The sequence below is a fragment of the Ruegeria sp. F12 genome (assembly GCF_056533885.1).
Genome location: NZ_JBQFOV010000002.1, coordinates 62,930 through 85,650 on the forward strand (window position 1 = coordinate 62,930; position 22,721 = coordinate 85,650).

The 22,721-nt window shown below is 59.3% G+C and carries 23 protein-coding genes; 15 read left to right on the forward strand and 8 right to left on the reverse strand.

Annotation, left to right across the window (positions count from 1 at the left end; all coding sequences use genetic code 11):
- Positions 1–2: 2 nt before the first annotated feature.
- On the forward strand, positions 3–2,162 hold the full coding sequence (selD, locus tag ACR0CA_RS03015; protein ID WP_480897412.1) for a selenide, water dikinase SelD: 2,160 nt from the start codon (positions 3–5) through the stop codon (positions 2,160–2,162).
- Here selD and mnmH read toward each other — a convergent pair.
- The gene (mnmH, locus tag ACR0CA_RS03020; protein ID WP_480897413.1) at positions 2,153–3,205 is read right to left on the reverse strand and encodes a tRNA 2-selenouridine(34) synthase MnmH; all 1,053 of its coding nucleotides are present in this window, start codon (positions 3,203–3,205) and stop codon (positions 2,153–2,155) included. The genes selD and mnmH overlap by 10 nt on opposite strands.
- A gap of 44 nt (positions 3,206–3,249) precedes the next feature.
- On the reverse strand, positions 3,250–3,915 hold the full coding sequence (locus ACR0CA_RS03025) for an SOS response-associated peptidase (protein WP_170782744.1): 666 nt from the start codon (positions 3,913–3,915) through the stop codon (positions 3,250–3,252).
- 45 nt (positions 3,916–3,960) lie between these two features.
- Between ACR0CA_RS03025 and ACR0CA_RS03030 the strand changes: the two genes are divergently transcribed.
- Complete coding sequence (locus tag ACR0CA_RS03030; protein ID WP_170788948.1) at positions 3,961–5,613, forward strand: tetratricopeptide repeat-containing sulfotransferase family protein; 1,653 nt, start codon at positions 3,961–3,963, stop codon at positions 5,611–5,613.
- 61 nt (positions 5,614–5,674) lie between these two features.
- Here the strand turns inward: ACR0CA_RS03030 and ACR0CA_RS03035 are convergent, their stop codons facing one another.
- On the reverse strand, positions 5,675–7,252 hold the full coding sequence (locus tag ACR0CA_RS03035) for a bifunctional metallophosphatase/5'-nucleotidase (protein WP_170788949.1): 1,578 nt from the start codon (positions 7,250–7,252) through the stop codon (positions 5,675–5,677).
- Positions 7,253–7,360: 108 nt separating this feature from the next.
- Between ACR0CA_RS03035 and ACR0CA_RS03040 the strand changes: the two genes are divergently transcribed.
- From ACR0CA_RS03040 to arsC, 4 genes are read left to right on the forward strand one after another with little or no spacing between them, the layout of a single operon-like run.
- On the forward strand, positions 7,361–7,699 hold the full coding sequence (locus ACR0CA_RS03040) for a DUF952 domain-containing protein (RefSeq protein ID WP_170770179.1): 339 nt from the start codon (positions 7,361–7,363) through the stop codon (positions 7,697–7,699).
- Positions 7,696–8,127 carry a DUF1330 domain-containing protein gene (locus ACR0CA_RS03045; protein ID WP_480897414.1) on the forward strand — a complete coding sequence of 144 codons (432 nt, stop codon included), beginning with the start codon at positions 7,696–7,698 and terminating at the stop codon, positions 8,125–8,127. Before ACR0CA_RS03040 ends, ACR0CA_RS03045 begins: the two co-directional genes overlap by 4 nt.
- Positions 8,124–9,182 (forward strand): quinone-dependent dihydroorotate dehydrogenase, encoded by a 1,059-nt coding sequence (locus ACR0CA_RS03050; RefSeq protein WP_480897415.1) that lies wholly within the window; start codon positions 8,124–8,126, stop codon positions 9,180–9,182. Before ACR0CA_RS03045 ends, ACR0CA_RS03050 begins: the two co-directional genes overlap by 4 nt.
- A complete protein-coding gene (arsC, locus tag ACR0CA_RS03055; RefSeq protein WP_480897416.1) occupies positions 9,179–9,520 on the forward strand; it encodes an arsenate reductase (glutaredoxin) in 342 nt (113 codons plus the stop codon). Before ACR0CA_RS03050 ends, arsC begins: the two co-directional genes overlap by 4 nt.
- On the opposite strand, the gene ACR0CA_RS03060 is transcribed toward arsC, so the two are convergent.
- Genes ACR0CA_RS03060 through ACR0CA_RS03070 form a run of 3 tightly spaced genes read right to left on the reverse strand, consistent with a single transcriptional unit; the run spans position 9,517 to position 11,776 of the window.
- On the reverse strand, positions 9,517–10,833 hold the full coding sequence (locus tag ACR0CA_RS03060; protein ID WP_170788952.1) for an MATE family efflux transporter: 1,317 nt from the start codon (positions 10,831–10,833) through the stop codon (positions 9,517–9,519). The two genes, arsC and ACR0CA_RS03060, sit on opposite strands and share 4 nt — an antisense overlap.
- A gap of 5 nt (positions 10,834–10,838) precedes the next feature.
- Positions 10,839–11,357 (reverse strand): PaaI family thioesterase, encoded by a 519-nt coding sequence (locus tag ACR0CA_RS03065; RefSeq protein ID WP_170782752.1) that lies wholly within the window; start codon positions 11,355–11,357, stop codon positions 10,839–10,841.
- The gene (locus tag ACR0CA_RS03070) at positions 11,357–11,776 is read right to left on the reverse strand and encodes a PaaI family thioesterase (protein WP_170770167.1); all 420 of its coding nucleotides are present in this window, start codon (positions 11,774–11,776) and stop codon (positions 11,357–11,359) included. Before ACR0CA_RS03070 ends, ACR0CA_RS03065 begins: the two co-directional genes overlap by 1 nt.
- 113 nt (positions 11,777–11,889) lie before the next feature.
- Here ACR0CA_RS03070 and ACR0CA_RS03075 point away from each other — a divergent pair, with 113 nt between their 5' ends.
- The 8 genes from ACR0CA_RS03075 (at position 11,890) to ACR0CA_RS03110 (ending at position 19,891) form a co-directional block, all read left to right on the forward strand.
- Entirely contained in the window at positions 11,890–12,258 is a 369-nt protein-coding gene (locus ACR0CA_RS03075) for a MerR family transcriptional regulator (RefSeq protein WP_170770165.1), read from the forward strand.
- A gap of 276 nt (positions 12,259–12,534) precedes the next feature.
- The gene (locus ACR0CA_RS03080; protein ID WP_170770163.1) at positions 12,535–12,936 is read left to right on the forward strand and encodes a MerR family transcriptional regulator; all 402 of its coding nucleotides are present in this window, start codon (positions 12,535–12,537) and stop codon (positions 12,934–12,936) included.
- 46 nt (positions 12,937–12,982) lie between these two features.
- Positions 12,983–14,764, forward strand: a complete 1,782-nt coding sequence (locus ACR0CA_RS03085; protein ID WP_170788953.1) for an acyl-CoA dehydrogenase C-terminal domain-containing protein — start codon at positions 12,983–12,985, stop codon at positions 14,762–14,764.
- 54 nt (positions 14,765–14,818) lie between these two features.
- Positions 14,819–15,031 (forward strand): hypothetical protein, encoded by a 213-nt coding sequence (locus ACR0CA_RS03090; RefSeq protein WP_170770159.1) that lies wholly within the window; start codon positions 14,819–14,821, stop codon positions 15,029–15,031.
- 316 nt (positions 15,032–15,347) lie between these two features.
- Positions 15,348–15,986, forward strand: coding sequence for a glutathione S-transferase family protein (locus tag ACR0CA_RS03095; RefSeq protein ID WP_480502685.1), 639 nt, complete (start codon positions 15,348–15,350; stop codon positions 15,984–15,986).
- An 11-nt stretch (positions 15,987–15,997) separates the two neighbouring features.
- Positions 15,998–17,209, forward strand: coding sequence for an acetyl-CoA C-acetyltransferase (locus ACR0CA_RS03100; RefSeq protein WP_480897417.1), 1,212 nt, complete (start codon positions 15,998–16,000; stop codon positions 17,207–17,209).
- Complete coding sequence (locus ACR0CA_RS03105; RefSeq protein WP_480548659.1) at positions 17,209–17,697, forward strand: cupin domain-containing protein; 489 nt, start codon at positions 17,209–17,211, stop codon at positions 17,695–17,697. The genes ACR0CA_RS03100 and ACR0CA_RS03105 overlap by 1 nt, the downstream gene beginning before the upstream one ends.
- The gene (locus tag ACR0CA_RS03110; protein WP_480897418.1) at positions 17,690–19,891 is read left to right on the forward strand and encodes a 3-hydroxyacyl-CoA dehydrogenase NAD-binding domain-containing protein; all 2,202 of its coding nucleotides are present in this window, start codon (positions 17,690–17,692) and stop codon (positions 19,889–19,891) included. Before ACR0CA_RS03105 ends, ACR0CA_RS03110 begins: the two co-directional genes overlap by 8 nt.
- A gap of 79 nt (positions 19,892–19,970) precedes the next feature.
- Here the strand turns inward: ACR0CA_RS03110 and ACR0CA_RS03115 are convergent, their stop codons facing one another.
- Together ACR0CA_RS03115 and ACR0CA_RS03120 are read right to left on the reverse strand one after the other, a co-directional pair.
- A complete protein-coding gene (locus ACR0CA_RS03115) occupies positions 19,971–20,618 on the reverse strand; it encodes a sulfotransferase family 2 domain-containing protein (RefSeq protein WP_480897419.1) in 648 nt (215 codons plus the stop codon).
- Entirely contained in the window at positions 20,615–21,550 is a 936-nt protein-coding gene (locus tag ACR0CA_RS03120; RefSeq protein WP_480897420.1) for a DMT family transporter, read from the reverse strand. The genes ACR0CA_RS03115 and ACR0CA_RS03120 overlap by 4 nt, the downstream gene beginning before the upstream one ends.
- Before the next feature lie 155 nt (positions 21,551–21,705).
- Here ACR0CA_RS03120 and ACR0CA_RS03125 point away from each other — a divergent pair, with 155 nt between their 5' ends.
- Positions 21,706–22,719 (forward strand): hypothetical protein, encoded by a 1,014-nt coding sequence (locus ACR0CA_RS03125; RefSeq protein ID WP_480897421.1) that lies wholly within the window; start codon positions 21,706–21,708, stop codon positions 22,717–22,719.
- The last annotated feature ends 2 nt before the right edge of the window (positions 22,720–22,721 follow it).

A 22,721-nucleotide genomic window follows, 5' to 3' on the forward strand; every position in this document is an offset into this window, starting at 1 on the left:
TGATGCATACTTCTCCGTTGCCCCTGACCCGCGATCTGGTTCTTGTCGGCGGCGGCCATACGCACGCGCTGCTGCTGCGCAAATGGGGCATGAATCCTTTGCCCGGCGCACGCGTGACCGTGATCAACCCCGGCCCCACCGCGCCGTATTCCGGCATGTTGCCGGGGTTTGTGGCCGGGCATTACCAACGCGCAGAACTGGATATTGATCTGGTGAGGCTGGCCCGGTTCGCTGGCGCGCGGGTCATTTTGGGCAAGGTCGAGGGAATAGATCTAGATACCCGTTGCGTGCGCGTACCAGGCCGCCCTCCCGTGGCGTTTGACGTGGCCTCGGTTAACATTGGCATCACCTCGGACATGCCCGCCCTGCCCGGATTTTCTGATCACGCGGTGCCCGCTAAACCTCTGGGTCCGTTTGCCGCCAGATGGGGCGAATATCTTGAACGCACGGGCCCTGCTTCGGTCGTTGTGATTGGCGGCGGAGTGGCCGGGGTTGAGTTGGTGATGGCCATGGCCCACGCCCTGCGCGCCAAGGGACGTGTGGCGCAGGTCACGTTGATCGACAATGCGCAGGCGTTGACGGCGACAGCGGACAAGGCCGCTGCAACCATCCGCAAGGCCATGGAGGGGCTTGGGGTTGACGTGATCGAAGGCGCGACCATTGCAAAGATCACCAGCGAAACCGTCGTGCTGGAAGATGGCCGCCAAATCCCTGCCAGTTTCGTGACAGGCGCAGCCGGAGCGCGCCCTTATGCCTGGATGGCCGATACCGGGCTGGAGATGCAGGATGGTTTTATCCGGGTGAACGGCTTCCTCCAGTCCAGCGATCCCGCGATTTTCGCCGCCGGAGATTGCGCGCATCTGTCCGAAAACCCGCGCCCCAAAGCGGGCGTTTACGCGGTGCGCGAGGCACCGATCCTGTTCAACAACCTGCGGGCCATGCTCGGGGCGGGCCGGATGCACAGGTATCAGCCGCAGAAAGACTATCTGAAACTAATCTCGCTGGGCGAGAAATCAGCCTTGGGTGAACGTCTTGGAACCTCGTTCAGTGGCCCTTTGATGTGGCGTTGGAAAAACCACATTGATCAGACCTTTATGAACAAGTTTCGCCACCTGCCCCAGATGGAACCGCCTGCGGTGCCACGGCTTCACGCCAGCGGTCTACATGAAGCGTTGGGCAACAAACCCATGTGTGGCGGTTGCGGTGCCAAAGTCGGGCGCAGTGCGCTTCACGCTGCATTGAAACACCTGCCCGAGGTACAGCGAGAAGACATTCATTCCCTGCCCGGCGACGATGCCGCCCTGGTTCATACTGGTGGCGTGCGGCAGGTCATCACCTCGGACCATCTGCGCAGCGTCACAGATGATCCAGTACAGATGACACGCATCGCCGCCGTTCACGCCTTGGGTGATATCTGGGCAATGGGCGCTGCACCACAGGCCGCTACGGCGACCATCATCCTACCCCGCATGACGCCTGAATTGCAGCGCAGAACGATGGCCGAGATCATAACAACTGCCAGTGAGGTCATCCGCGAAGCCGGGGCCGAGATCGTGGGCGGGCACAGCTCGATGGGGGATGAGATGACCATCGGGTTTACCATGACCGGACTGTGTGCGCGCGCGCCGATCACCTTGTCCGGGGCGCATGCGGGCGATGGTTTGATCCTGACCAAACCACTGGGCAGCGGCGTTCTGATGGCTGCTGAAATGGCCGGCCAAGCCGACGGGGACTGGATCGCCAAAGCCTATGAACAGATGACCCACCCGCAAGCTGAAGCGTCTCGGATTCTGGCCGATGCCCACGCGATGACGGATGTCACCGGGTTTGGGCTGGCGGGGCATCTCATGGACATGTGTCAGGCCTCGGGATGTGGCGCAACACTGGATCTGGATGCGATTCCGTTGATGACCGGCGCGCTCGACTTGGCCAAGCTGGGGGTTCGGTCCACGATTTTCGACGAAAATCGTTCCATCGCACTGGATCTGCCGTCCGGTGGAAAGGCCGATCTGTTGTTCGATCCGCAAACCGCAGGCGGACTTTTGGCCGCGGTCGCGGCAGATCAGGCTCACAGTCTTTGCGAACGGTTGCACAAAGCCGGATATCCAGCTGTGGTGATCGGCCATATGACCGAAGCCGCAGGGCTGGGCCTTCAGGACTGATCCAGAACCGTCTGCACCTGAGAAGCGACTTGCTCCAACCCCTTGGCATCCAGCGTCGGCACATCAACCCGCGCAATCACATCCGCCTTCCGGGCACGGCTGGATTTCGCATAGGCCGGGTCATAGTGTTGCTGCATCAAAGCCTGCGTCAACGCCAGCTTGTCGCCCGCCTCGATCAGGGTAAGCCAACCGTCGACCACCTCATGCCCGCGATGAGACCGGAGCGGAAACAGCCTGTCCCGCAATCGAGCTGTGTCAGATAAAATATCATCATAGGCCCGCACCAGATAAGCCGAGCGCGCCTCAAGCGGTGCGCAAATGTGAATGCGCGGCGCGGCACATAACGCGGTCCACAGTGAGGGCGGCAGGATCAAAGACCCGATCTTGGAAGATTCCGCCTCGACCACCACGGGATGTGCGGGATCAAGGGCGCAGAGCGCCGCCGCAAGCGCGGATTCAAATGCTTTCTGACTAGGTTGACCTCCGGGCTGTTCCCCAAGCAGCGAGCCGCGGTGATTGGCCAACCCTTCCAGGTCCAGCACCTGAACACCGCGGATGTTCAGACGGGCCAGCAATTCAGTCTTGGCAGTTCCGGTGTAGCCATCCAGCGCGAAGAGACGATGCGGCAGAGGGTCCTCGTAGAGATACCGGTTCACCAACCGGCGATAGGTGCGATAGCCGCCCTCGACCACTTCGGCCCGCCAACCGATCTGTTGCAGCATCCAGGTGAATGAGCCCGAGCGTTGCCCACCGCGCCAGCAATAGACCAGAGGTTTCCACCCGCCCTCATGATGCGCCAGGCTGTTTTCGATATGGTTGGCGGCATTGCGAAACACCAGCGCTGCACCCAACTTGCGGGCCAGAAATGGGCTTTGTTGCACATAGATCGTCCCGACCCGCGCGCGTTCTTCATTGTCCAGAACCGGCAAGCTGATCGCGCCCGGAAGGTGATCTTCGGCGTATTCGGCAGGGCTGCGCACGTCGATCACGGTGTCAAACCCATGCGCATAAAGGTCAGGAAGGCTGTAAAATTTCAAAACCATGTCAAAGGTCTATCGCGCGCAAGCTGGATTGCAAAGAAGAACGCTCAACCTGCGACGGGCTCGATCAGGCTCGCTCCGCTGGCCCGGTTGGAGTTCACGGCGGGATCGACCCGGTAATAGCTCAGCAAGCCCTCAGGCCCCGGTACCATCAGACGGGCGGCACCTTTCCCTGCCTCACCCAGCCACAAGGGCCAGTCCTGTGGCTCAAGGATCAGCGGCATTCGATGGTGGATCGCACTCAGAGTGTCATTGGCCGAGGTCGTGACGATGGCGCAGGTCGGCTGCCGGGCTTCCTCGGCGCCCCAGTTCTGCCAAACACCAGCAAAGGCGATGGGCGCATGATCGAGGCGATGAATATACCATGGCAACCTGTTGCCTTGTTCGGTCTTGGTCCATTCATAAAACCCCGTCGCCAAGATCAGACAGCGCCTTTCGCGGCAAGCCGCGCGAAAGGCCGGTTTCTCGGCCAGGGTCTCGGCACGCGCGTTGATCAGCAGGGGCCCAGCGGTTTCGGTCTTGTACCAATGTGGCAGGAACCCCCAGCGCATCGGATCCAGGGTTCGCCCGTTTTCGCTCGCGCGCACCACATGTACCTGATTTGTGGGGCAAACATTGAAATTGGGCACAGCCGGCAAGCTGTTGGACGGCCGCGCGGCAAAAAGCTGAGCCATCGCATCATTGGGAAGAGTTATTGCAAACCGTCCGCACATGGGTAATGAACCACCTATATTTCCTTCTTACAGGCACCGGGTCATATGCAAAACCAAACAGCCAATACCCTTAAAAGCAAGGCTTTGTCAGCGCTGGAGACCGGCAAGCCGCACCAGGCGCTAAAAAAAGCTCAACTGGGATTGAAGAAGTTTCCAAAAGACAGCGATTTTCACGCCATCGCAGGCTTTGTCCTGACCGAAATGAAGCAATATAGGAAGTCGATCCCGCATTTCGTGGAAGCCGCGCGGATGAAGCCGCAAGACCCGCAATTCGTAGAGAATTTGGCCAATGCGTTGATGCAAACCGGCCAGATTCCAAAAGCGCTGGATTATGCCGAACAGAAACTTGAGATCTTTCCCAACAACAAAGAGCTCAACCGCGTTCTGGATGAAATTTACCTGAAAGGTAACAACTGGCGTCAGATCATTGATCACACAACCAAAAAGCTGGCCGCAGACCCTGACAATGTCGACCTTCTTTCGACACGGGCGCGGGCCTATGGGCGGGTCGGGTTCGACGAGGACAGTTCAAACGATATTAACCATGCCTACCGGATCGCACCGGAAAGCCACAAAGTCGCGTTACTAAAGGCAGTCAACTTGCATCAAGGCGGTGACAAGGCGGGAACCAAGGCTATCCTGGAGCGGATTCTGAACGAAAACCCGGACCACATCAATTCGTTGCTGCAACTTTCTACGATGGTAGGTGGTGCGGAAGCCGGAAGCTTGCTCAAAAACGTTGAAAGCGCGATTGAGAGATCGGAACACAAGCTATCCGAATTGGAATTTGCCAAGGCGCATCTGACACACAAAATCGATGGCTTGGACGCGGCCATGCCGCAATTCGAAAAGGCCAACGCGGTTCAGCACGATTCCAATCCATATAATTTTGAATCCGAAGAGGAAAAACTGGGCACGGTCACACGTCAATTTTCTGAAGGCAATCAAATATTGGCAAATGACGTAAGCGAAGGACCCTTGCCAATATTCGTCGTCGGCCAACCGCGTTCAGGCACGACCTTGATGGAGATGATGCTGAGTTCAGACCCCAACATTGCTGGTTGTGGTGAACTTATGCTCGGGTCCGACCTCTCGGTTAACTTCTGGCAAGGCAAGGATACCTTCGATACGGCATCTGCCGCTCAGTTCGCGCAGGAATTTCGCAAACTGATGCCTCCGATCCCTGAAGGGTCCATAGCCTTTGTCGACAAGATGCCCCATAATTTCCAACGTGTGGGCTATTTGCTGTCCGCCTTCCCGAATGCGCGGGTGATCAACATGCAGCGCGATCCACGCGATGTAGGGCTGTCGAAATGGATCCGGCGCTTTCCCGCAGGCGGGATGCGCTATGCGTCAAACCAAAAGGCTATTGCACACACGGCCAACCTGTACCGGCGCTATATGGCGCATTGGGAAAAAGTGTTCGGGGATCGCATCCTGACCGTTCCTTACGAAAAACTCGTGGCCGATCCCGAGACCTACAGCAAGAAGGTCGCTGCGTTCTGCGGCATCGAATGGTCCGATGCGATGATGCATCCGGAAGAGAACAAAAAACAGGTTAGAACGGCCAGCATCGACCAGGTGCGTAACAAAATCTCCACCAAATCTGTCGGCGGATGGCGCAGCGTCAGGCACCATCTTCAGCCAATGCTGGACGGTATCGATCCCGCGCTTTGGCCTGAGTACGAATTCGACTGATCCCAATAAAAAAAGGCCGCATCCGTACGATGCGGCCTATCAGTTTTCTGCACCTAAGGTGTCATTTCTGCTTAATGCGCCCGTCCAGATACGGGGTGTACGGCGCGTTGGCGGCCAGATATTCGGCCGTCACGTCAGCCAGGTCCGGGCCATAATCATAGGCGTTCTTGTCATCGCCTTCGAACATGTCATAGCCGTCGCCGCCATTACGGACATAGTTGTTGGTCACGACAAGATAGGTCGCCGCCGGGTCAATCGGGACAAAGCCCCCGTCCTTGGCTACCATCACATCGCTGATACGCCCTTCATTCGGCGCAACCGCAGGATCCCATGTGAACGTCATACCGGCCACTTGCGGGAAACGGCCCTTGACCTCTTCCACCTGGCTCACACCGTTTTCCAGCGCATCAATGACGCCCTGACCGCTGATCTGGAAGGTCGAGAGCGTGTTCTGGAACGGCAGCACGGTCAGCACTTCGCCCATGGTCACGTCACCCGGATCAATCGAGGCACGCAAACCACCCGAGTTTGCAATTGCAATCTGCACACCCTGATCGGCAACACGGGCCAGCATGGCATCGGCTACAAGATTGCCCATCTGGCATTCTTGCACTCGGCAGACAGCGCGGTCGCCCTCAATCGCGTCAGCAGCACTTGCCACAACCTTGTTGCGAATCTCGTCCAGCGGCACGGCCAGTTCCGCGATGCGATCCAGCGCCGACTGATCCTCGGTCACTGTGTTGTCCATGATCAGCGGCTCGCCCGCGGCTTCGACCACATTGCCGTCGTCATCGAAGGTCACGTTCAGCTCACCCAGGAATTTGCCATAGGCATAGGCCTGAACGATCTGGACCCCGTTCACCACGGTTGGATAGGGACCCGCCGCCTTGTCCGAGACGTTGGACAGATACGTGTTGGAATGTCCCCCCACGATCACATCGACACCAGTTGTTTCACTGGCCACGCGTTGGTCCACGCCAAAGCCCGAATGGCTGAGTACGATGATCTTGTTCACCCCCTCGCCGGTCAGTCTGTCAACTTCGGCCTGCACCGCCGGGACCGGGTCCGAGAAGGTTATGTTCGGGCCAGGTGAGGCCAGATCATGGGTGTCTTCCGGCGTCAGGCCGATCAGGCCGATCTTCTCGCCGCCCACTTCAATCACGGTCGATTTCTTGATCTTGTCGGTCAGCAGCTCTTCGTCTTTGACATCGGCGTTCGACATCAGCACTGGAAAATCGACCGAGTCGATGAAACCGCGCAGAACCTCGGGCCCGTCGTCGAATTCGTGGTTGCCCACGGTCATCGCGTCATAACCCAGCTTGTTCATGAACTCAGCCGCGACCTTGCCCTTGTAATAGGTATAGAACAGGGACCCCTGAAATTGGTCTCCGCCATCCACAAGGATCGAGTTCTCGGCACGGCCACGGGCATCGTTCACTGCCGTTACCAAACGGGCCGAGCCACCAAAGCACTCGCCTTCGGCATTGTCTTCGGCGCTGCAGCCGCTGTCATATTTGTTGATCGGTTCGAACCGGGCGTGGAAATCGTTGGTATGCAGGATCGTCAGCTTATATTCGGCTGCTGCCATGCCTGCTGTCAGGCCCAGAACGGCGACCGATGTCAGTAAGCGGGTGAACATGTTCAAACTCCCAATTGTTATTTGTCGTGATCGTGCGCCGTGCCGCGCAAAGAGTCAAAGGGGGAAATCCAGCTTGATTCTACCCGCCGTGCGGGGCATCACGGCCCCATGCTGATTTACAAGATTTTCCGGGCCGACGAATGGGCCGCGTTGCAGTCCGATGGGGCGACGGATGGTGCTCCGATTGATGTGGCGGATGGCTATGTCCATTTTTCGACGGCCGAGCAAGCAGCCGAGACAGCGGCCAAGCATTTCGCCGGGATCGACGGTCTGACCCTGTTGGCCTGCGACGCCGACGCGATGGGCGACGACCTGAAATGGGAGGTCTCGCGCGGGGGCGCGCTGTTTCCGCATCTCTACCGGCAGATCAGGATGACGGATGTGCATTGGGCCAAGCCTTTGCCTTTTGACGGACAGGCCCACCAGTTCCCCGAGGAGATGGAATGACCCGCTACGTCGACCCAGATCGCGCGCAGTTCGCGGCGTTCAAGGATCTGGACCGCGATCATCCGATCGAGATGCTCAATCTGGTGAAATTCCGCGCCAAGGCCGCGTACCCGGATGACCACGATCTGGCCGCTGCCGGTCTGACCGGCGCGCAGGCCTATCGCAACTACGGGAGCGACACCGCCCCGATCATCGCTCGTATCGGCGCACATATTCTATGGAGCGGCGCGTTTCAAACAACCCTGATCGGCCCGCAGGACGAGGTTTGGGACGCAGTCTTTATCGCCAGCTATCCCACCGCTCATGCGTTCATGGAAATGGTCACGGACCCGGATCACCAAAAAGCGGTCGTGCATCGTCAGGCAGCGGTGGACACGTCGCGGCTTATCCGTTGCGCGCCGACCCAAGGCAGAGAGAGCTTCGGATGAAACTGACCGAGAAACTGGGCCTTGCCGCCCTGCACCGGATGGATCCGGAAGCCGCGCATGGGATGTCGATCAAGGCGTTGAGAGCGGGGCTAGCCCCCGCGCCCGGTCCTGTGACCTCGTCCCGGTTGCGCACACAGGTGGCTGGGCTTGATCTGCCCAACCCGGTTGGGCTGGCCGCTGGTTTCGACAAGAACGGCGAGGTTCTGACACCTCTGTCCCGCGTGGGCTTCGGGTTTATCGAGGTCGGTGCCGTGACCCCATGCCCGCAGCCCGGCAACCCCAAACCACGCCTGTTTCGCCTGTCCGAAGACAAGGCCGCCATCAACCGCTTTGGCTTCAACAACGAAGGCATGGAGGTCATGGCCACTCGTCTGGCGGATCGCCCCAAAGACGCTGTGATCGGCCTGAACCTGGGTGCGAACAAGGACAGCGACGACCGCCCCGGCGACTTTGCCAAGGTGCTGGCCCATTGCGCGGTACATCTGGATTTCGCGACGGTCAATGTCTCGTCCCCTAACACCGAGAAACTGCGCGACCTGCAGGGCAAGGCTGCGCTCAGTGCGTTGCTAGGCGGAGTGATCGAAACCCGCGATGCCCTGCCCCGTCCCCTGCCTGTCTTCCTGAAGATCGCCCCCGATCTGACCGAAGACGAATTGCAAGACATTGCTGATGTCGCTCGGGAAACCGGCGTGGATGCGGTGATCGCCACCAATACCACCCTGTCCCGCGACGGGCTGCGAAGTGTGCATAAGGATCAGGCCGGAGGTCTGTCCGGCGCACCTCTGTTCGAGAAATCCACCCGCGTATTAGCCCGGCTGAGCCAGTTGACAGAAGGTCAAATCCCTCTGATCGGTGTTGGTGGGATCAGCACGGCGGAACAGGCCTATGCCAAGATTTGCGCCGGAGCCTCTGCCGTGCAGTTCTACACGGCGATGGTTTATGGCGGCATCTCATTGGCCGCTGAAATCACGCAGGGGTTGGATAAACTTCTGGCGCGCGACGGGTTCGACACGGCCGCGCAAGCCGTGGGCAGCAAACGAGAGGACTGGTTATGATCAACTATTGGCACAACCCCCGCTGTTCCAAATCCCGCGCGGGGCTGGCGTTGCTTGAGGAAAAAGGCGCGCAGGTCGAGGTGCGGAAATACCTTGAAGACGCGCCCTCGGCGGATGAGTTGCGCGCAACACTGGCCCTTTTGAACGTACCCGCCATCGACATGATGCGGACAGGGGAGAAACAGTTCAAGGAACTCGGGCTGACCAAAACCACGTCAGAGAACGCATTGATCACGGCCATGGCGAAACACCCGATCCTGATCGAGCGCCCTCTGGCGATCAATGGCGACAAGGCCGCCATCGGACGCCCGCCCGAGAAACTGCTGGACCTGCTTTAAGCGATCTGAGCCTCAAGCCGGGGATAACGCCATCCCAAGGTCAATCCCCGCGCAATGTTCAGAACCATCAACGCGGCCCAAAGGCCGTGATTGCCCAGCGTCGGCACCAGTAAGAACAGGGCGACCACATAGATCGCAACCGACTGGATCATCGCGTTGCGCATATCCCGCGTCCAGGTTGCCCCGATATAGATGCCGTCAAACATCCAGCTTGCAACCCCGATCACCGGGGCCAGCGCCGCCCAGATCAGGTATTCTCGCGCAGCCAGACGGACCTCGGGCGAGGTGGACATCAGGTCGATCAGCGCAGGCCCGGCAAGGTAGAACACTGCGCCCAAGGCAAAGGCTCCGCCCACACCCCACTGCGATGCCAAGACCGAAGCCCGCCGCACTTGATACCGGTCCCGCGCACCCACTGCGCCGCCCACCAGCGCCTCGGCTGAAAAGGCGAATCCGTCCAGCGCAAAAGCCGTGATCTCCAGAAACTGCAGTAGGACCTGATTGGCCGCCAGATTAACATCGCCCAGATCGGACCCCACAAACAGGAAGGTGGTGAATGAGCCCGTCAACAGGACCGACCGGATCATGATATCCGCATTCACCTGCACCATCCGACGCAAACGCGCGGCGTTGAATATGCGGGGCCAGTCGCGCCACTGATTGCCGCCGAACGCGCTGCGACACAGCCACAGACCCAACGCCAGACCAGTCCACTCGGCGATCAAAGTGGCGATGGCGACGCCTTCGACACCCCAGCCCAGCCCCAAAACAAACCAAAGGTCTAACAGGATGTTCAGCCCGTTCATCCAGATCTGAAGAAGGAACACGCCACGGGTGCGTTCGATAGCAATCAACCACCCGGTCACAGCATAAAGCGCAATCGTCGCGGGCGCGCCCCAGATACGAATTTCAAGGTATGCGCGGGTCAGGGACTCGACCTCGGGACTGGCCGGGGACAGCGCGAAGGCCCCCCAGAACACCCATACTTGCGTAGCGATGAATACAAGACCAGCGGCACCGCCCAGCAGTAGGCCGCGCATCAACAGCGCACCGGTCTCGGCTGTATCGCCTGCGCCGCGCGCCTGCGCTGCAAGACCGGTCGTGCCCATGCGCAAGAACCCGAAAATCCAGTAAATCGCTGACAGGATCACCGCGCCCATGCCGACGGCTCCGATGGGGGCCGCCTGCCCCATCTGGCCCACAACGCCGGTATCGACCGCGCCCAAAATCGGAACGGTGGCGTTTGACAACACGATAGGAAGGGCAATCTTCAGCACCCGTCCATGCGTTATTGGCGCCGAAGCGTCCTGCATGGATGCTAGCTACCCTTGGTCATAGGTTGTGGCATCAGGAAATGACCCGTGGCCTGCGCAAAGGGGCGCGCATGATTGTCCTGCCATGCTTCGACCCGGACCGAGGCATAGCGACGCCCCGACCGGCTGATGATAGCCCGCGCATAGGCATCGCGCGGCAGACCGGATCGCAGATAGTCGACCGTGAAATCCACGGTTTTGGGAAAGCGGATCGTCTCATCCCGCGCGATCTGCTCGGCATCCAGCTCACCGCTCTCGATGCTGGGCAGGAAATACTCCCAACTCAAGGTGATCACGGCCGTGACCTCAAGGAAGGCTGCGGTGACGCCCCCATGCAGGGCGGGAAGGATCGGATTTCCGATGAGCTTTTCGTCATAGTTCAACACCCCGGTCAGCTCATCCCCACGCCGATCAAAGCTGAAATCCATGAACCGGATATAAGGCACTCCATCGACAATCGCGTTCAGCGCCGCGTCCCGGCGCTGTTTGACTACTTGTACGGGTTCGGGACGTTTGCGCGCCATCAGAGCCCCTCCACCGTGAAAGAGCCCGAGGCCGTGGCCACCGGCAGGTCCTGATTTTCGTCCATCGCGGTCGCGCGTACGAAGGCCACGTTACGGGTGATGTGGTAGCAGGTCGCGCGCGTGGTGATGGTCTGACCCGGAGTTGCCGCGCGCATATAATCGATGCGCAAATCGATGGTCGCCGTGCCACCGGGCGCGGACGGGTGGCTCATGACAGCGGCGCCGCAACAGGTGTCCAGAACGGCAAATACAGCGCCGCCATGGATGACCCCAGTGCGCGGATCGCCCACCAATTCCACGTTATAGGGCATTGTAATCGCAGCCTCTCCGTTACCGATTTCAGTCAGCGTCATGCCCAGCGCCCTGGCATGTGGGATCGCCTCGATGAACTGACGCGCGATAGCAGCTTTGTCGACCATCTATTTGTACCTTCTTGGTTTCTCCCTTTATGAGCGCGTGGCCCGCAAAAGAGCAAGCCCACCTGTTGCGCTTGTCAGGCGTAGGTCATAGGCTGCGCCAGAGGAGATCAGGAATGCCCGACGACCGTTTGTCATTCAAAGAGATGTGCGCCCAGTTCGATGTGACACCGCGCACCCTGCGCTATTATGAGTATATCGAGCTGTTGCAACCCGACCGCGAAGGCCGTGCGCGATTCTATGGTCCACGCGAATGCGCCCGCATGACGCTGATCATGCGGGGGCGCAAATACGGCTTTCCCTTGGAAGACATCCGCCAATGGCTGCTGATATACGAAGATCAGGGCAACCAGGCGCAGATGAAGGCTTTTGTCGACTTGGCCGATGTCCAATTAGTTGAACTACACAAGCAAAAGCAGCAACTGGATGAGGCGATCGACGCTCTGAAAACCATGCGCGATCAGACCGCCAGGTCGCTGGATTGACCTCAACGCCTATTGCGGCCCTCTTGAAGCCCCGCAAAAGGGATTGCTGTTGCAATTCCCGTTTCAATTGGGTGTTGGCCAGCTGTCGAAATCTGAAAATAACGTGACGTGACGTTGGGGATTTCACCCTCAAACGGACTTGACGCAAACGGAAGTTACGTCAACTAAAGTTGTGACGTAGCGTTTGCATTACGTGAACGTCATCTCCGTGTTGTAAGTGGCGCATCGACTGCGCAACTGTACTTGATAGACGCCAGTGACAAGAGTGCTGAAACCATGACCGAAGATCTGATGACCATTCGTGAAATGTGCGAGACCTATGACGTCACGCCGCGCACATTGCGGTTTTACGAGGCCAAAGAACTTTTGTTCCCGATCCGCGAGGGGCAAAAACGCCTGTTCACCAAACGCGACCGGGCGCGCCTGAAACTGATTCTGCGCGGCAAGCGCTTTGGCTTTAGCCTAGAAGAAATCCGGCAACTTCTGGATCTGTATCATGTGGGGGATCAGCAGATGACGCAGATGACCCGCACGTTTGAGATCGCCCGCGAGCGTCTGACCGATATGGAGGCCCGCCGCGAAGAACTGACGCAGGCCATCGACGATCTGAAGGAACAGTTGCGTTGGGGCGAGAAAGTGATCGCCTCGATGAAGAACGAAAAGAAAGCCGCCGAGTAGCCCTGCGGCCCCACCTCCGGACATTTGAGATTAAAGGGAGCTTCTTATGCCCGTCTATAACGCGCCAACAAAAGACATGCAGTTCATTCTGCACGAAGTCCTCAACGTTTCGGGGTCGAAAATCCCCGGTTACGACGAATTGGAAGCCGAATTCACCGGTGCCGTTCTTGAGGAAGCCGGCAAAATCGCAACCAACGTCCTGCACCCGCTGAACGTTGTGGGTGACACCGAAGGTGTGCGCCACGAAAACGGAGTCGTCTACACGCCGACCGGCTTCAAAGACGGTTTCGAGCAGATGAAAGAAGGCGGCTGGACCGGCTTGGATATGCCCGAGGAATTCGGCGGTCAGAACATGCCTTATGTCCTGGGTAGCGCGGTGGGCGAGTTCTTTCAGTCCGCCAACCAAGCCTTCACCATGTATCAGGGTCTGACCCACGGCGCGGCTTCGGCCATTCTCGCCCACGGCACCGACGAGCAGAAGGCCACCTATCTGCCCAACATGGTCAGCTGTGAATGGACGGGCACAATGAACCTGACCGAACCGCATTGCGGCACCGATCTGGGCCTGATGCGCACCAAGGCTGAACCGCAGGACGACGGCAGCTATAAGGTGTCAGGTCAGAAGATCTTTATCTCGGCCGGTGATCACGACATGGCCGACAACATCATCCACCTGGTTCTGGCCAAAATCCCCGGCGGCCCCGAGGGCATCAAGGGTGTCTCGCTGTTCATCGTGCCCAAGTTCATGGTCAACGAAGACGGCTCGCTGGGCGAACGCAACGGCGTTTCGGTCGGCAAGGTCGAAGAGAAAATGGGCATCCACGGCAACTCGACCTGTGTGATGAACTATGACGAAGCCACCGGCTTTTTGCTGGGCGATCTGCACAAAGGTATGCGCGCCATGTTCACCATGATGAACGAAGCGCGTCTGGGTGTGGGTATGCAAGGTCTGGCACAAGCCGAGGCCGCCTATCAGAACGCTGTCGAATACGCCAAGGACCGCCTGCAGGGCCGTGACGTGACCGGAGCGAAAAACCCCGATGGCCCGGCCGATCCGCTGATCGTACACCCTGATATTCGCCGTAGCCTGATGGATCAGAAAAGCTTTACCGAAGGTGCGCGCGCCTTCATCTTGTGGGGTGCCACACTGATCGACCAAGCACATCGTTCCGGCGATGCAGATGCAGACGGCCTGATCTCGCTGCTGACACCGGTCATCAAAGGCTTCCTGACTGACGAAGGCTATGACATGACTGTCAAAGCTCAGCAGGTTTACGGCGGCCACGGCTACATCGAGGAATGGGGCATGTCGCAATACACCCGCGACGCCCGTATCGCCATGATCTACGAAGGTGCAAACGGCGTTCAGGCGCTGGATCTGGTGGGTCGTAAGCTTGCTACCGATGGCGGCAAGCACGTCATGGCCTTCTTCGACATCGTCAAGAATTTCTGCAAGGAAAACGGTGGCCAGAACGAAGCCTTTGACAAGGCGTTCATCGAACCGCTCAAGGCGGCGTCCAAGGATCTGCAGGCGGCTGGCATGTACTTCATGCAGAACGGTGCAAAGAACCCCAACCACGCACTGGCTGGTTCGAACGACTTCATGCACATGTTCGGCCATGTCTGCCTGGGCTTGATGTGGGCGCAAATGGCAAAAGCAGCCTATGCGGCCCTTGACGGCGGGGCGTCGGATACCGAGTTCTACCAGACAAAGATTGCCACCGGCCAGTTCTACATGGCGCGTCGCCTGCCGGCCACCGGCCTGCATCTGGCGCGTATCCAGACCGGTGCTGACACTGTCATGGCTCTGGATGCGGCGAACTTCTGATCCAAAACCGGCTGCAGGATTTTGTCTTGCAGCCGGACTTCGCAAAGGACCGACATGCCCAAACGCTTTCGCCTGACCCGCCGGTTTCCGGTTGCAATGACCGAAGATGGCTATCGCAAACTGCGCGGTTTCGCTGCCGAAGCCGGGTTGGATGAAGGTGAGGCACTGTCGTTTCTATTCGAAAATTTCAACAGCGTGATTGATCACGACAACCTGACGCATAAGTTGCGCATCTTCAACTCGGAACTAGAGGCGCGAAAACGGTGAATGATGCGGGGACCAGACAACTTTGGCAAATCGCAGATACTCTGTCCGCCTCCGGCGGACGTATTTGGAGCGAGAAGAAGGCAAACGCACGCTTCCCCCCCGCCATCCGGGTTATGATCGCACCTTTGGGCACGCAGTCAGGACGGCGAGGCTTTTCATCGTGCGGACATCGGCTCGGCGGCCTGTACCGCACGCATGAAAAGGCCGCTTTGACGTTAAAGAACCGTTACGCAGAAGGGAAAACCCTGCGGACTTCTTCTCTTCAAAAATTCGGAAATATCGACATAGCCGCACACGCCACGGGAGGGGCGCGCACATGACCATCAAACTGCATTGCTTCGGAGAAAGCGGAAATTCTTACAAAGCCGCGCTTGCGCTTGAGATGTCGGGCCTGGAATGGGAACCCGTTTTTGTGGACTTTTTCAAAGGCGTATCGCGCACCCCCGAATATCGCGCCGAGGTCAATGAAATGGGCGAGGTGCCAGTCCTGACCGATGGCGATTTTCGCACAAGCCAATCCGGGGCCATTCAGGCTTATATCACTGAAAAGTCAGGCAAGTTCGGTGGCAAGGACCGCGACGAAAACTACGATATCTTTCGCTGGGTCCTGTGGGACAATCACAAGCTCAGCTCGAATGCGGGGATGACCCGGTTTTTGTGCAATTTCCTGCCCGAAGAGCACCGCAACCCAGATGTCATTGCGTTCAACCAAGGACGCCTGAAGGCCGCTTACGAAATTCTGAATACCCACCTTGAGGGCCGCGACTGGATCGTGGGCGACGGCGTGACCAACGCCGACCTCAGCTGCTGCGGATACCTGTACTACCCTGAACCATTCGGCTTTGACCGTGCCGACTGGCCCCATATCGACGCCTGGCTGACGCGCCTCAGCGAACAGCCCGGCTGGAAACACCCCTATGACCTGATGCCCGGCAATCCGTCGGATCGAGCTTGAGGAGAAGACCCATGACCGAAGCCTATATCTATGACGCCCTGCGCACCCCGCGTGGCAAGGGCCGCAAGGATGGCAGCCTGCACGAGGTAACCTCGGTGCGACTGTCCGCCGTCGCCCTTAACGCCATGAAAGAGCGCAACAACCTGGAAGGTCACGCCGTCGAGGACGTGATCTGGGGCAACGTCACGCAGGTGATGGAGCAAGGCGGTTGTTTGGCGCGCTCGGCCGTGCTGGCCTCGGATCTGGATGAATCGATCCCGGGTCTGGCCATCAACCGCTTCTGCGCTTCCGGCATGGAAGCCGTGAACTTGGCCGCAAACCAGATCAAAGGCGGTGCCGGTGACGGCTATATCGCCGGCGGCGTCGAGATGATGGGCCGTGTACCCATGGGATCGGACGGCGCGGCTATTGCCGTTGACCCTACCCTGGCGATGGATACCTATTTTGTACCGCAGGGTATTTCCTCGGACATCATCGCCACCGAATACGGCTTCAGCCGCGATCAGGCGGACCAGTTGGCGATGGAATCGCAGCGCCGCGCGGCGCAAGCCTGGAACGAAGGTCGCTTTGAAAAATCGATCATTCCGGTCAAGGACGGCAACGGCCTGACCATTCTGGACCGCGACGAATACATGCGCCCCGGCACTGACATGCAGAGCCTCGGCAGCCTGAACCCAGCCTTCCAGATGATGGGCGAGCAGATGCCGGGCTTCGACAAGGTCGCCCTGCTGAAATACCCGCACCTGGAAAAGATCAACCACATCCACCACGCGGGCAACAGCTCGGGCATCGTGGACGGGGCTGCGGCCGTTCTGATCGGCAACAAGGAATTCGGTGAAAAGCACGGCATCAAACCGCGCGCACGGATCAAGGCCACTGCCAAGATCGGTCTAGACCCGACGATCATGCTGACTGGCCCGGTTCCGGTGACCCAGAAAATCCTGGCCGACAACGGCATGCAGATTTCGGATTTCGACCTGTTCGAAGTGAACGAAGCCTTCGCGTCGGTCGTACTGCGGTTCCAGCAGGCATTTGATGTGGACCCCGAGCTGGTGAACGTCAACGGCGGCTCGATCGCGATGGGCCACCCGTTGGGTGCAACCGGCGCGATGATCATCGGCACCCTGCTAGACGAACTGGAGCGTCAGGACAAAGAAACCGGCCTGGCCACGCTCTGCATCGCGTCGGGCATGGGTGCCGCGACTATCATCGAGCGGGTCTGATGCCCAAGCTGGATCTCTCTCAGATCCCGTTTATTGGGGGATCGTCTTATCCCGGTAAGCTGGCCGAGGCGACCGCAGGTCGTTTCATTCAGCGGCTGGGGGATACGGGCGGTCTGACCCAATACGGGGTCAACATCGTACGGTTGGAGCCTGCGGGGATGTCCTCGCTGCGGCACTACCACATGGAGCAGGACGAGTTCGCCATTGTGCTTTCCGGCACCTGCACATTGATCGACGACGATGGTGAGCATGAGATGCAGCCCGGTGACTGCGCGGCCTGGCCCGCAGGTGAGCCCAACGGCCACCACCTTGTGAACAAAACCAACGCGCCCGCGACCTTTCTGGTGGTGGGCACGCGGACCCCGACCGAGACCGGCTTTTACAGCGATATCGACATGATGGTGAAGGATGACGCCGACGGCGAGGCCTTCACCCGGAAAGACGGCAGCCCGCTGACGGCTGACCAGATTGGAGATGACAATGACTGATTTCACTCTGACCAAAGACGCAGACGGCGTCGCCACGATCACCTGGGACGTTCCAGGTAAGACGATGAACGTAATGTCCTTTGACGGGCTGGCCCAGCTGAGCGACCTGATCGATCAGGCGCTGGCGGATGAGGAGGTCAAGGGGATCGTCCTGACCTCGGGCAAAGAAGGGTCGTTTGCGGGCGGCATGGACCTGAACCTGCTGGCTGTGATGAAGGAACAGGCAGGCGACAACCCGGCCAAAGGTCTGTTTGACGGCACGATGCAAATGCACGCCCTTCTGCGCAAGATCGAGCTGGCCGGCATGGACCCCAAGACCAAGAAAGGCGGCAAGCCGATCGCAACCGCCCTGCCCGGCACTGCCGCAGGCATCGGCATGGAGTTGCCTCTGTCCACGCATCGCATTTTCGCTGCCGAGAACCCCAAGGCGAAATATGGCCTGCCCGAGATCATGGTCGGCATCTTCCCCGGCGCGGGCGGCACCACGCGGATGGTCCGCAAGGTGGGCGCGATTGCAGCGGCACCGCTGCTGCTGGAAGGCAAGATGCTGGACGTCAAAAAGGCCAAAGGCGCAGGCTATATCGATGAGATCGCTGCAGATCCGGTGGCAGCCGCAAAGGAATGGGTGCTGAACGCGAAAGACACCGATCTGGTCAAGCCGTGGGATGCCAAGGGCTATAAAATGCCCGGCGGTGCGCCGTACCACCCTGCAGGTTTCATGAACTTCGTTGGCGCCTCGGCGATGGTACACGGCAAGACCCAAGGCGCTTTCCCGGCGGCCAAGGCGTTGCTGAGTGCAGTTTATGAGGGGGCTCTGGTTGACTTCGACACCGCGCTGAAGATCGAAGCGCGCTGGTTCACCTCAGTCCTGATGAACCCGTCCTCGGGTGCCATGATCCGGTCGCTGTTCCTGAACAAAGAAGCGCTTGAGAAAGGCGCAGTACGTCCAGCCGGTGTGCCGGATCAGTCGGTCAAGAAGATCGGCGTTCTGGGTGCGGGCATGATGGGTGCGGGCATCGCGCTGGTCTCGGCCCAGGCCGGGATGGAAGTTGTTCTGGTCGATCGTGATCAGGCGGCTGCCGATAAAGGCAAAGCCTATACCGAGGCTTATCTGGACAAGGGCATGAAGCGCGGCAAAGTCACCGAAGACAAGAAACAGGCGATGTTGTCGCGCATCACCGCAACGCCCAATCTGGACCACCTGAAAGGCTGCGACCTGATCATCGAAGCCGTGTTCGAAGACCCTTCCGTCAAGGCCGAGATGACCCAAAAGGTCGAGGCGATCATCCCCGAGGATTGCATTTTTGCCTCGAACACCTCGACCCTGCCGATCACCGATCTGGCCAAGGCCAGCGTTCGGCCCGAACAGTTCATAGGCATTCACTTCTTCTCGCCGGTTGAGAAGATGTTCCTGGTTGAGATCATCAAGGGCAAGGAAACCGGCGATCGTGCGGTTGCCAAGGCGCTGGACTATGTGCGCCAGATCCGCAAGACGCCGATTGTGGTCAACGATGCACGCTTCTTCTACGCCAACCGCTGCATCATCCCTTACATCAACGAAGGTCTACGGATGATCACCGAAGGCGTCAGCCCGGTGCTGATCGACAATGCCGCGCGTCAGCTGGGCTTCCCCGTTGGGCCGATCCAGTTGAATGACGAAACCTCGATTGATCTGGGTGCCAAGATCGCGCGGGCGACCAAAGCTGCGATGGGCAACGCCTATCCCGAAAGCCCCGCCGATGACCTGATCTTCTGGATGGAAGGCGAAGGCCGTCTGGGCCGCAAGGCCAATGCAGGCTTCTTCGACTATGACGAAAAGGGCAAACGCGTCGCATACTGGACCGGCCTGGCCGAGAAATACCCGCATGCCGAAGAGCAGCCCGACCTGATCGAAGTACAGGAACGCCTGATGTTCGCGCAGGTGTTGGAAGCTGTCCGCGCGTTGGAGGAAGGTGTTCTGGAAGACATCCGCGAAGGCGATGTGGGCGCCATCCTGGGTTGGGGCTTTGCGCCGTGGTCCGGTGGCCCGCTGAGCTGGCTGGACATCATCGGCACACCTTATGCGGCTGAACGTTGCGATCAGTTGACCGAAGCCTACGGTGAACGCTTCACCTGCCCGCCGCTGCTGCGGGAAATGGCGGAGATGGGTCAAAGCTTCTACGGGCGTTTCGACCCCGAAGCCAAAGCGGCCTAAAAGTCAAAGAAGCTGGCGCAGCCCCCCTGCGCCAGCTTTCCCATTTGCACTTTTTCAAGATTCCAAACGGAACGTACTGCTAATCAAAGCGATACCCAAACCTGTCGACATCCTCGGCGCAAGCCTCGGCCACAGCCGCACGTGTCTTGGCGCAAAAGTAACTGCGATAATCCGGTGCCCGCTCGGACCTGTTGCTCAGGGGCAATGCCACCCGAAATCCCAAATGGTCGAATAGCGGGGCGGCGTCTCGGTCAAAATACTCCAGCCGGATGAAGGCACTGCAATGTTCGGTTCCGTCGGTCAGCGTCATATAGCGCCTTGCGGGATTGGCTGCGAAGGATCGTGCAATCTGCGGGTGCAAGACGAAATCCTGAAATGAAAGGGTTTGCGCCAAGGTGACATCCCGGTGGTCAAACTTTTGGGTTCTGAGCCAATGATAGTAGCTGACCATCCTGTCCCAAGGGTTGCGCACCAGCGTGAACGTGAACATGCCGCGCAACGCAACCGGTGTCATCAGCCCATCCAGCGCAGAAAGCGGTGCGTGTTTCGTCAAAGCGCCAACGCCTGTCAAAGCCTTCTGCCGCTTGCGCCGCCGTAGGGCCTTGGGTGTATCGCCTATAAGGATATCATCCTTCATAGCCCGCGCCTCTAACGCCAGAGACAGCGACGTTCCCCCGGTTTTGGGGATGTGGACAAACACGTATCTACGGCCATTTGAGATGATCATGCCGCCGCCTGCTCGGCGGGCGCGCGACCAGCCCGCCAGCCCAGCAGCGCTCCGGCGGTCGCGATCAGACCAATCCCTCCGATCTGCATCAGCCCGATGGACTGACCAAAGGCGACCCACGCAAACAGTGGGCCGAAAATCATGACCGAGTATTCGAACACTGCAACATAGGATGGCTCGCCTACCTGATAGGCTTTGATCAGCATGAAAACCGCGATTGTTGATCCGACAGCCTGCACGATGATCCATGGCACAGCGTCTTGCATCTGCCACACCCAGCCACGCGTGACAAACCCGTCGGGCCCTGGGGGCGATATCATGGGAAAGAGGGTTAGAACCCCCACTCCGATCAATCCCGTCAACCCCAGTGTGATCACCATCGCCGCCAACAGCGCGACTGTGCTTTCACCCGCGCAATGGCTGCGCGTGATGATGGCGCTGAGGGCGTAGAACAGCCCTCCGGCCACCGGCAGCAGGGTGCGAGCATCAAAATCCTGCGGATTGGGTTGCAGCACGCATAGAATCCCAGCGAACCCCAAAAGGACGGCCAGAATGCGCCATGGCCCGATCCTCTGCCCCATTGCAAGCGTCGAAATCAGCAGCACGAAAATCGGAGAGGTGAACAGACCTGCCAGCGCCTGTGCAATCGGCATCAGCGCCAGCGAGGTGAAATAGAACAGCATGGCCAGCGTGACCAGCACACTGCGTAGCATCACTGGACCCAGCCGGACGGGACGCAAGCGCCCGAATCCCAACAAGGACAATCCGATGATCAACGGCAGCATCAGAGTGGACCGGCTCAGGTGGAACTGCCACAGCCCGACCGTGTCGGCCAGCAGGATCACTACGTTGTCGATCACCCCGATGATCGCCATTGCGCTGACCATCAGAACCGAGGCCAGGATCGGAGAAGTTTGCGCACCAGACGACATGTTTGACCCTATAGAAGAAACCGACCGGGGCACGCCTGCGCCCGGATGCGTCGTCACATCCAGCACAATTCCCCGACATCGCGCAACAGGTTTGCGCCGCTGGATTTTTGCGTGCTAAACTGCCGCCAATCAAGAATGAGCAGACCTCACCCGTGATGACGGCCCTTAAACAGTACCAGCGGATCGAAGCAACCGGTCTGTGGCGCCCATCGCCCGATGTGCAGCGGCGCGAGGTCGTGGTGTCAATTGGCGAAGCCACGATGACAATCTCGGATTTCAACGACAACGCGCTGACCCATTGGTCGCTGGCTGCGTTGGAGCGGCAGAACCCCGGCGCGTATCCAGCTATATACAACCCCGATGGCGACCCGGACGAAACGCTGGAGCTGGCCGAAACCGAGACCACCATGATCGAGGCAATCGACCGCCTGCAACGGGCCATTGACCGCAGCCGTCCGCATCCGGGGCGATTGCGCTGGCTCAGCGTCGCCGGTGTTGCCGCCGCCGTGGCGGCCCTTTTGGTGTTCTGGGTGCCCGCCGCCGTGCAAAACCACGTGGTCGCTGTGGTGCCCGAGATCAAACGCCACGATATCGGCGACGCAATTCTTGAACGGATCGAGCGCGTGTCAGGCCGCGCCTGCGCCTCGGTCGACGCACAGGACGCGCTGAAACAGTTGGCAACACGCACCGGCGTACGCGAAGTGATCATACTGCCTGCGGGGGTACAAACGAGCCTCAGCCTGCCGGGCGGCATTATCCTGCTAAACCGCGCGTTGGTCGAAGATCACGAGGACCCTTCGGTCGCCGCCGGCTATATCGTCGCCGAACGCGCCCGGTCACAGGAACAGGACCCGCTGGACGATCTGCTGAACCGCACAGGTGCTGCAACCGCCTTTCGCCTGCTGACGACCGGAGAGCTGACACCGGGCATCGTCGATGCTTATACCGAAGAGGTTCTGTCCGAACCCCGTCCGTCCCTACCTGATGACGTGTTGCTGGAAATGTTCGCGCAGACCGCCCTGCCCTCGACCCCGTTTGCTTATGCCATGGATGTGACCGGCGAAACCGTGCTGGGGTTGATCGAGGCTGACCCTATGGCCGGACGTCCTCAGCAGCAGGTTCTGCCGGACCGCGATTGGGTCCGGCTGCAAAATATCTGCGGCGGTTAGAC

What these genes read in the sequence shown, in the direction of transcription:
- selD (WP_480897412.1), top strand. Translation starts at nt 3, where the DNA reads ATGCATACTTCTCCGTTGCCCCTGACCCGCGATCTGGTTCTTGTCGGC.
- mnmH (WP_480897413.1), bottom strand. Translation starts at nt 3,205, where the DNA reads ATGGTTTTGAAATTTTACAGCCTTCCTGACCTTTATGCGCATGGGTTT.
- ACR0CA_RS03025 (WP_170782744.1), bottom strand. Translation starts at nt 3,915, where the DNA reads ATGTGCGGACGGTTTGCAATAACTCTTCCCAATGATGCGATGGCTCAG.
- ACR0CA_RS03030 (WP_170788948.1), top strand. Translation starts at nt 3,961, where the DNA reads ATGCAAAACCAAACAGCCAATACCCTTAAAAGCAAGGCTTTGTCAGCG.
- ACR0CA_RS03035 (WP_170788949.1), bottom strand. Translation starts at nt 7,252, where the DNA reads ATGTTCACCCGCTTACTGACATCGGTCGCCGTTCTGGGCCTGACAGCA.
- ACR0CA_RS03040 (WP_170770179.1), top strand. Translation starts at nt 7,361, where the DNA reads ATGCTGATTTACAAGATTTTCCGGGCCGACGAATGGGCCGCGTTGCAG.
- ACR0CA_RS03045 (WP_480897414.1), top strand. Translation starts at nt 7,696, where the DNA reads ATGACCCGCTACGTCGACCCAGATCGCGCGCAGTTCGCGGCGTTCAAG.
- ACR0CA_RS03050 (WP_480897415.1), top strand. Translation starts at nt 8,124, where the DNA reads ATGAAACTGACCGAGAAACTGGGCCTTGCCGCCCTGCACCGGATGGAT.
- arsC (WP_480897416.1), top strand. Translation starts at nt 9,179, where the DNA reads ATGATCAACTATTGGCACAACCCCCGCTGTTCCAAATCCCGCGCGGGG.
- ACR0CA_RS03060 (WP_170788952.1), bottom strand. Translation starts at nt 10,833, where the DNA reads ATGCAGGACGCTTCGGCGCCAATAACGCATGGACGGGTGCTGAAGATT.
- ACR0CA_RS03065 (WP_170782752.1), bottom strand. Translation starts at nt 11,357, where the DNA reads ATGGCGCGCAAACGTCCCGAACCCGTACAAGTAGTCAAACAGCGCCGG.
- ACR0CA_RS03070 (WP_170770167.1), bottom strand. Translation starts at nt 11,776, where the DNA reads ATGGTCGACAAAGCTGCTATCGCGCGTCAGTTCATCGAGGCGATCCCA.
- ACR0CA_RS03075 (WP_170770165.1), top strand. Translation starts at nt 11,890, where the DNA reads ATGCCCGACGACCGTTTGTCATTCAAAGAGATGTGCGCCCAGTTCGAT.
- ACR0CA_RS03080 (WP_170770163.1), top strand. Translation starts at nt 12,535, where the DNA reads ATGACCGAAGATCTGATGACCATTCGTGAAATGTGCGAGACCTATGAC.
- ACR0CA_RS03085 (WP_170788953.1), top strand. Translation starts at nt 12,983, where the DNA reads ATGCCCGTCTATAACGCGCCAACAAAAGACATGCAGTTCATTCTGCAC.
- ACR0CA_RS03090 (WP_170770159.1), top strand. Translation starts at nt 14,819, where the DNA reads ATGCCCAAACGCTTTCGCCTGACCCGCCGGTTTCCGGTTGCAATGACC.
- ACR0CA_RS03095 (WP_480502685.1), top strand. Translation starts at nt 15,348, where the DNA reads ATGACCATCAAACTGCATTGCTTCGGAGAAAGCGGAAATTCTTACAAA.
- ACR0CA_RS03100 (WP_480897417.1), top strand. Translation starts at nt 15,998, where the DNA reads ATGACCGAAGCCTATATCTATGACGCCCTGCGCACCCCGCGTGGCAAG.
- ACR0CA_RS03105 (WP_480548659.1), top strand. Translation starts at nt 17,209, where the DNA reads ATGCCCAAGCTGGATCTCTCTCAGATCCCGTTTATTGGGGGATCGTCT.
- ACR0CA_RS03110 (WP_480897418.1), top strand. Translation starts at nt 17,690, where the DNA reads ATGACTGATTTCACTCTGACCAAAGACGCAGACGGCGTCGCCACGATC.
- ACR0CA_RS03115 (WP_480897419.1), bottom strand. Translation starts at nt 20,618, where the DNA reads ATGATCATCTCAAATGGCCGTAGATACGTGTTTGTCCACATCCCCAAA.
- ACR0CA_RS03120 (WP_480897420.1), bottom strand. Translation starts at nt 21,550, where the DNA reads ATGTCGTCTGGTGCGCAAACTTCTCCGATCCTGGCCTCGGTTCTGATG.
- ACR0CA_RS03125 (WP_480897421.1), top strand. Translation starts at nt 21,706, where the DNA reads ATGACGGCCCTTAAACAGTACCAGCGGATCGAAGCAACCGGTCTGTGG.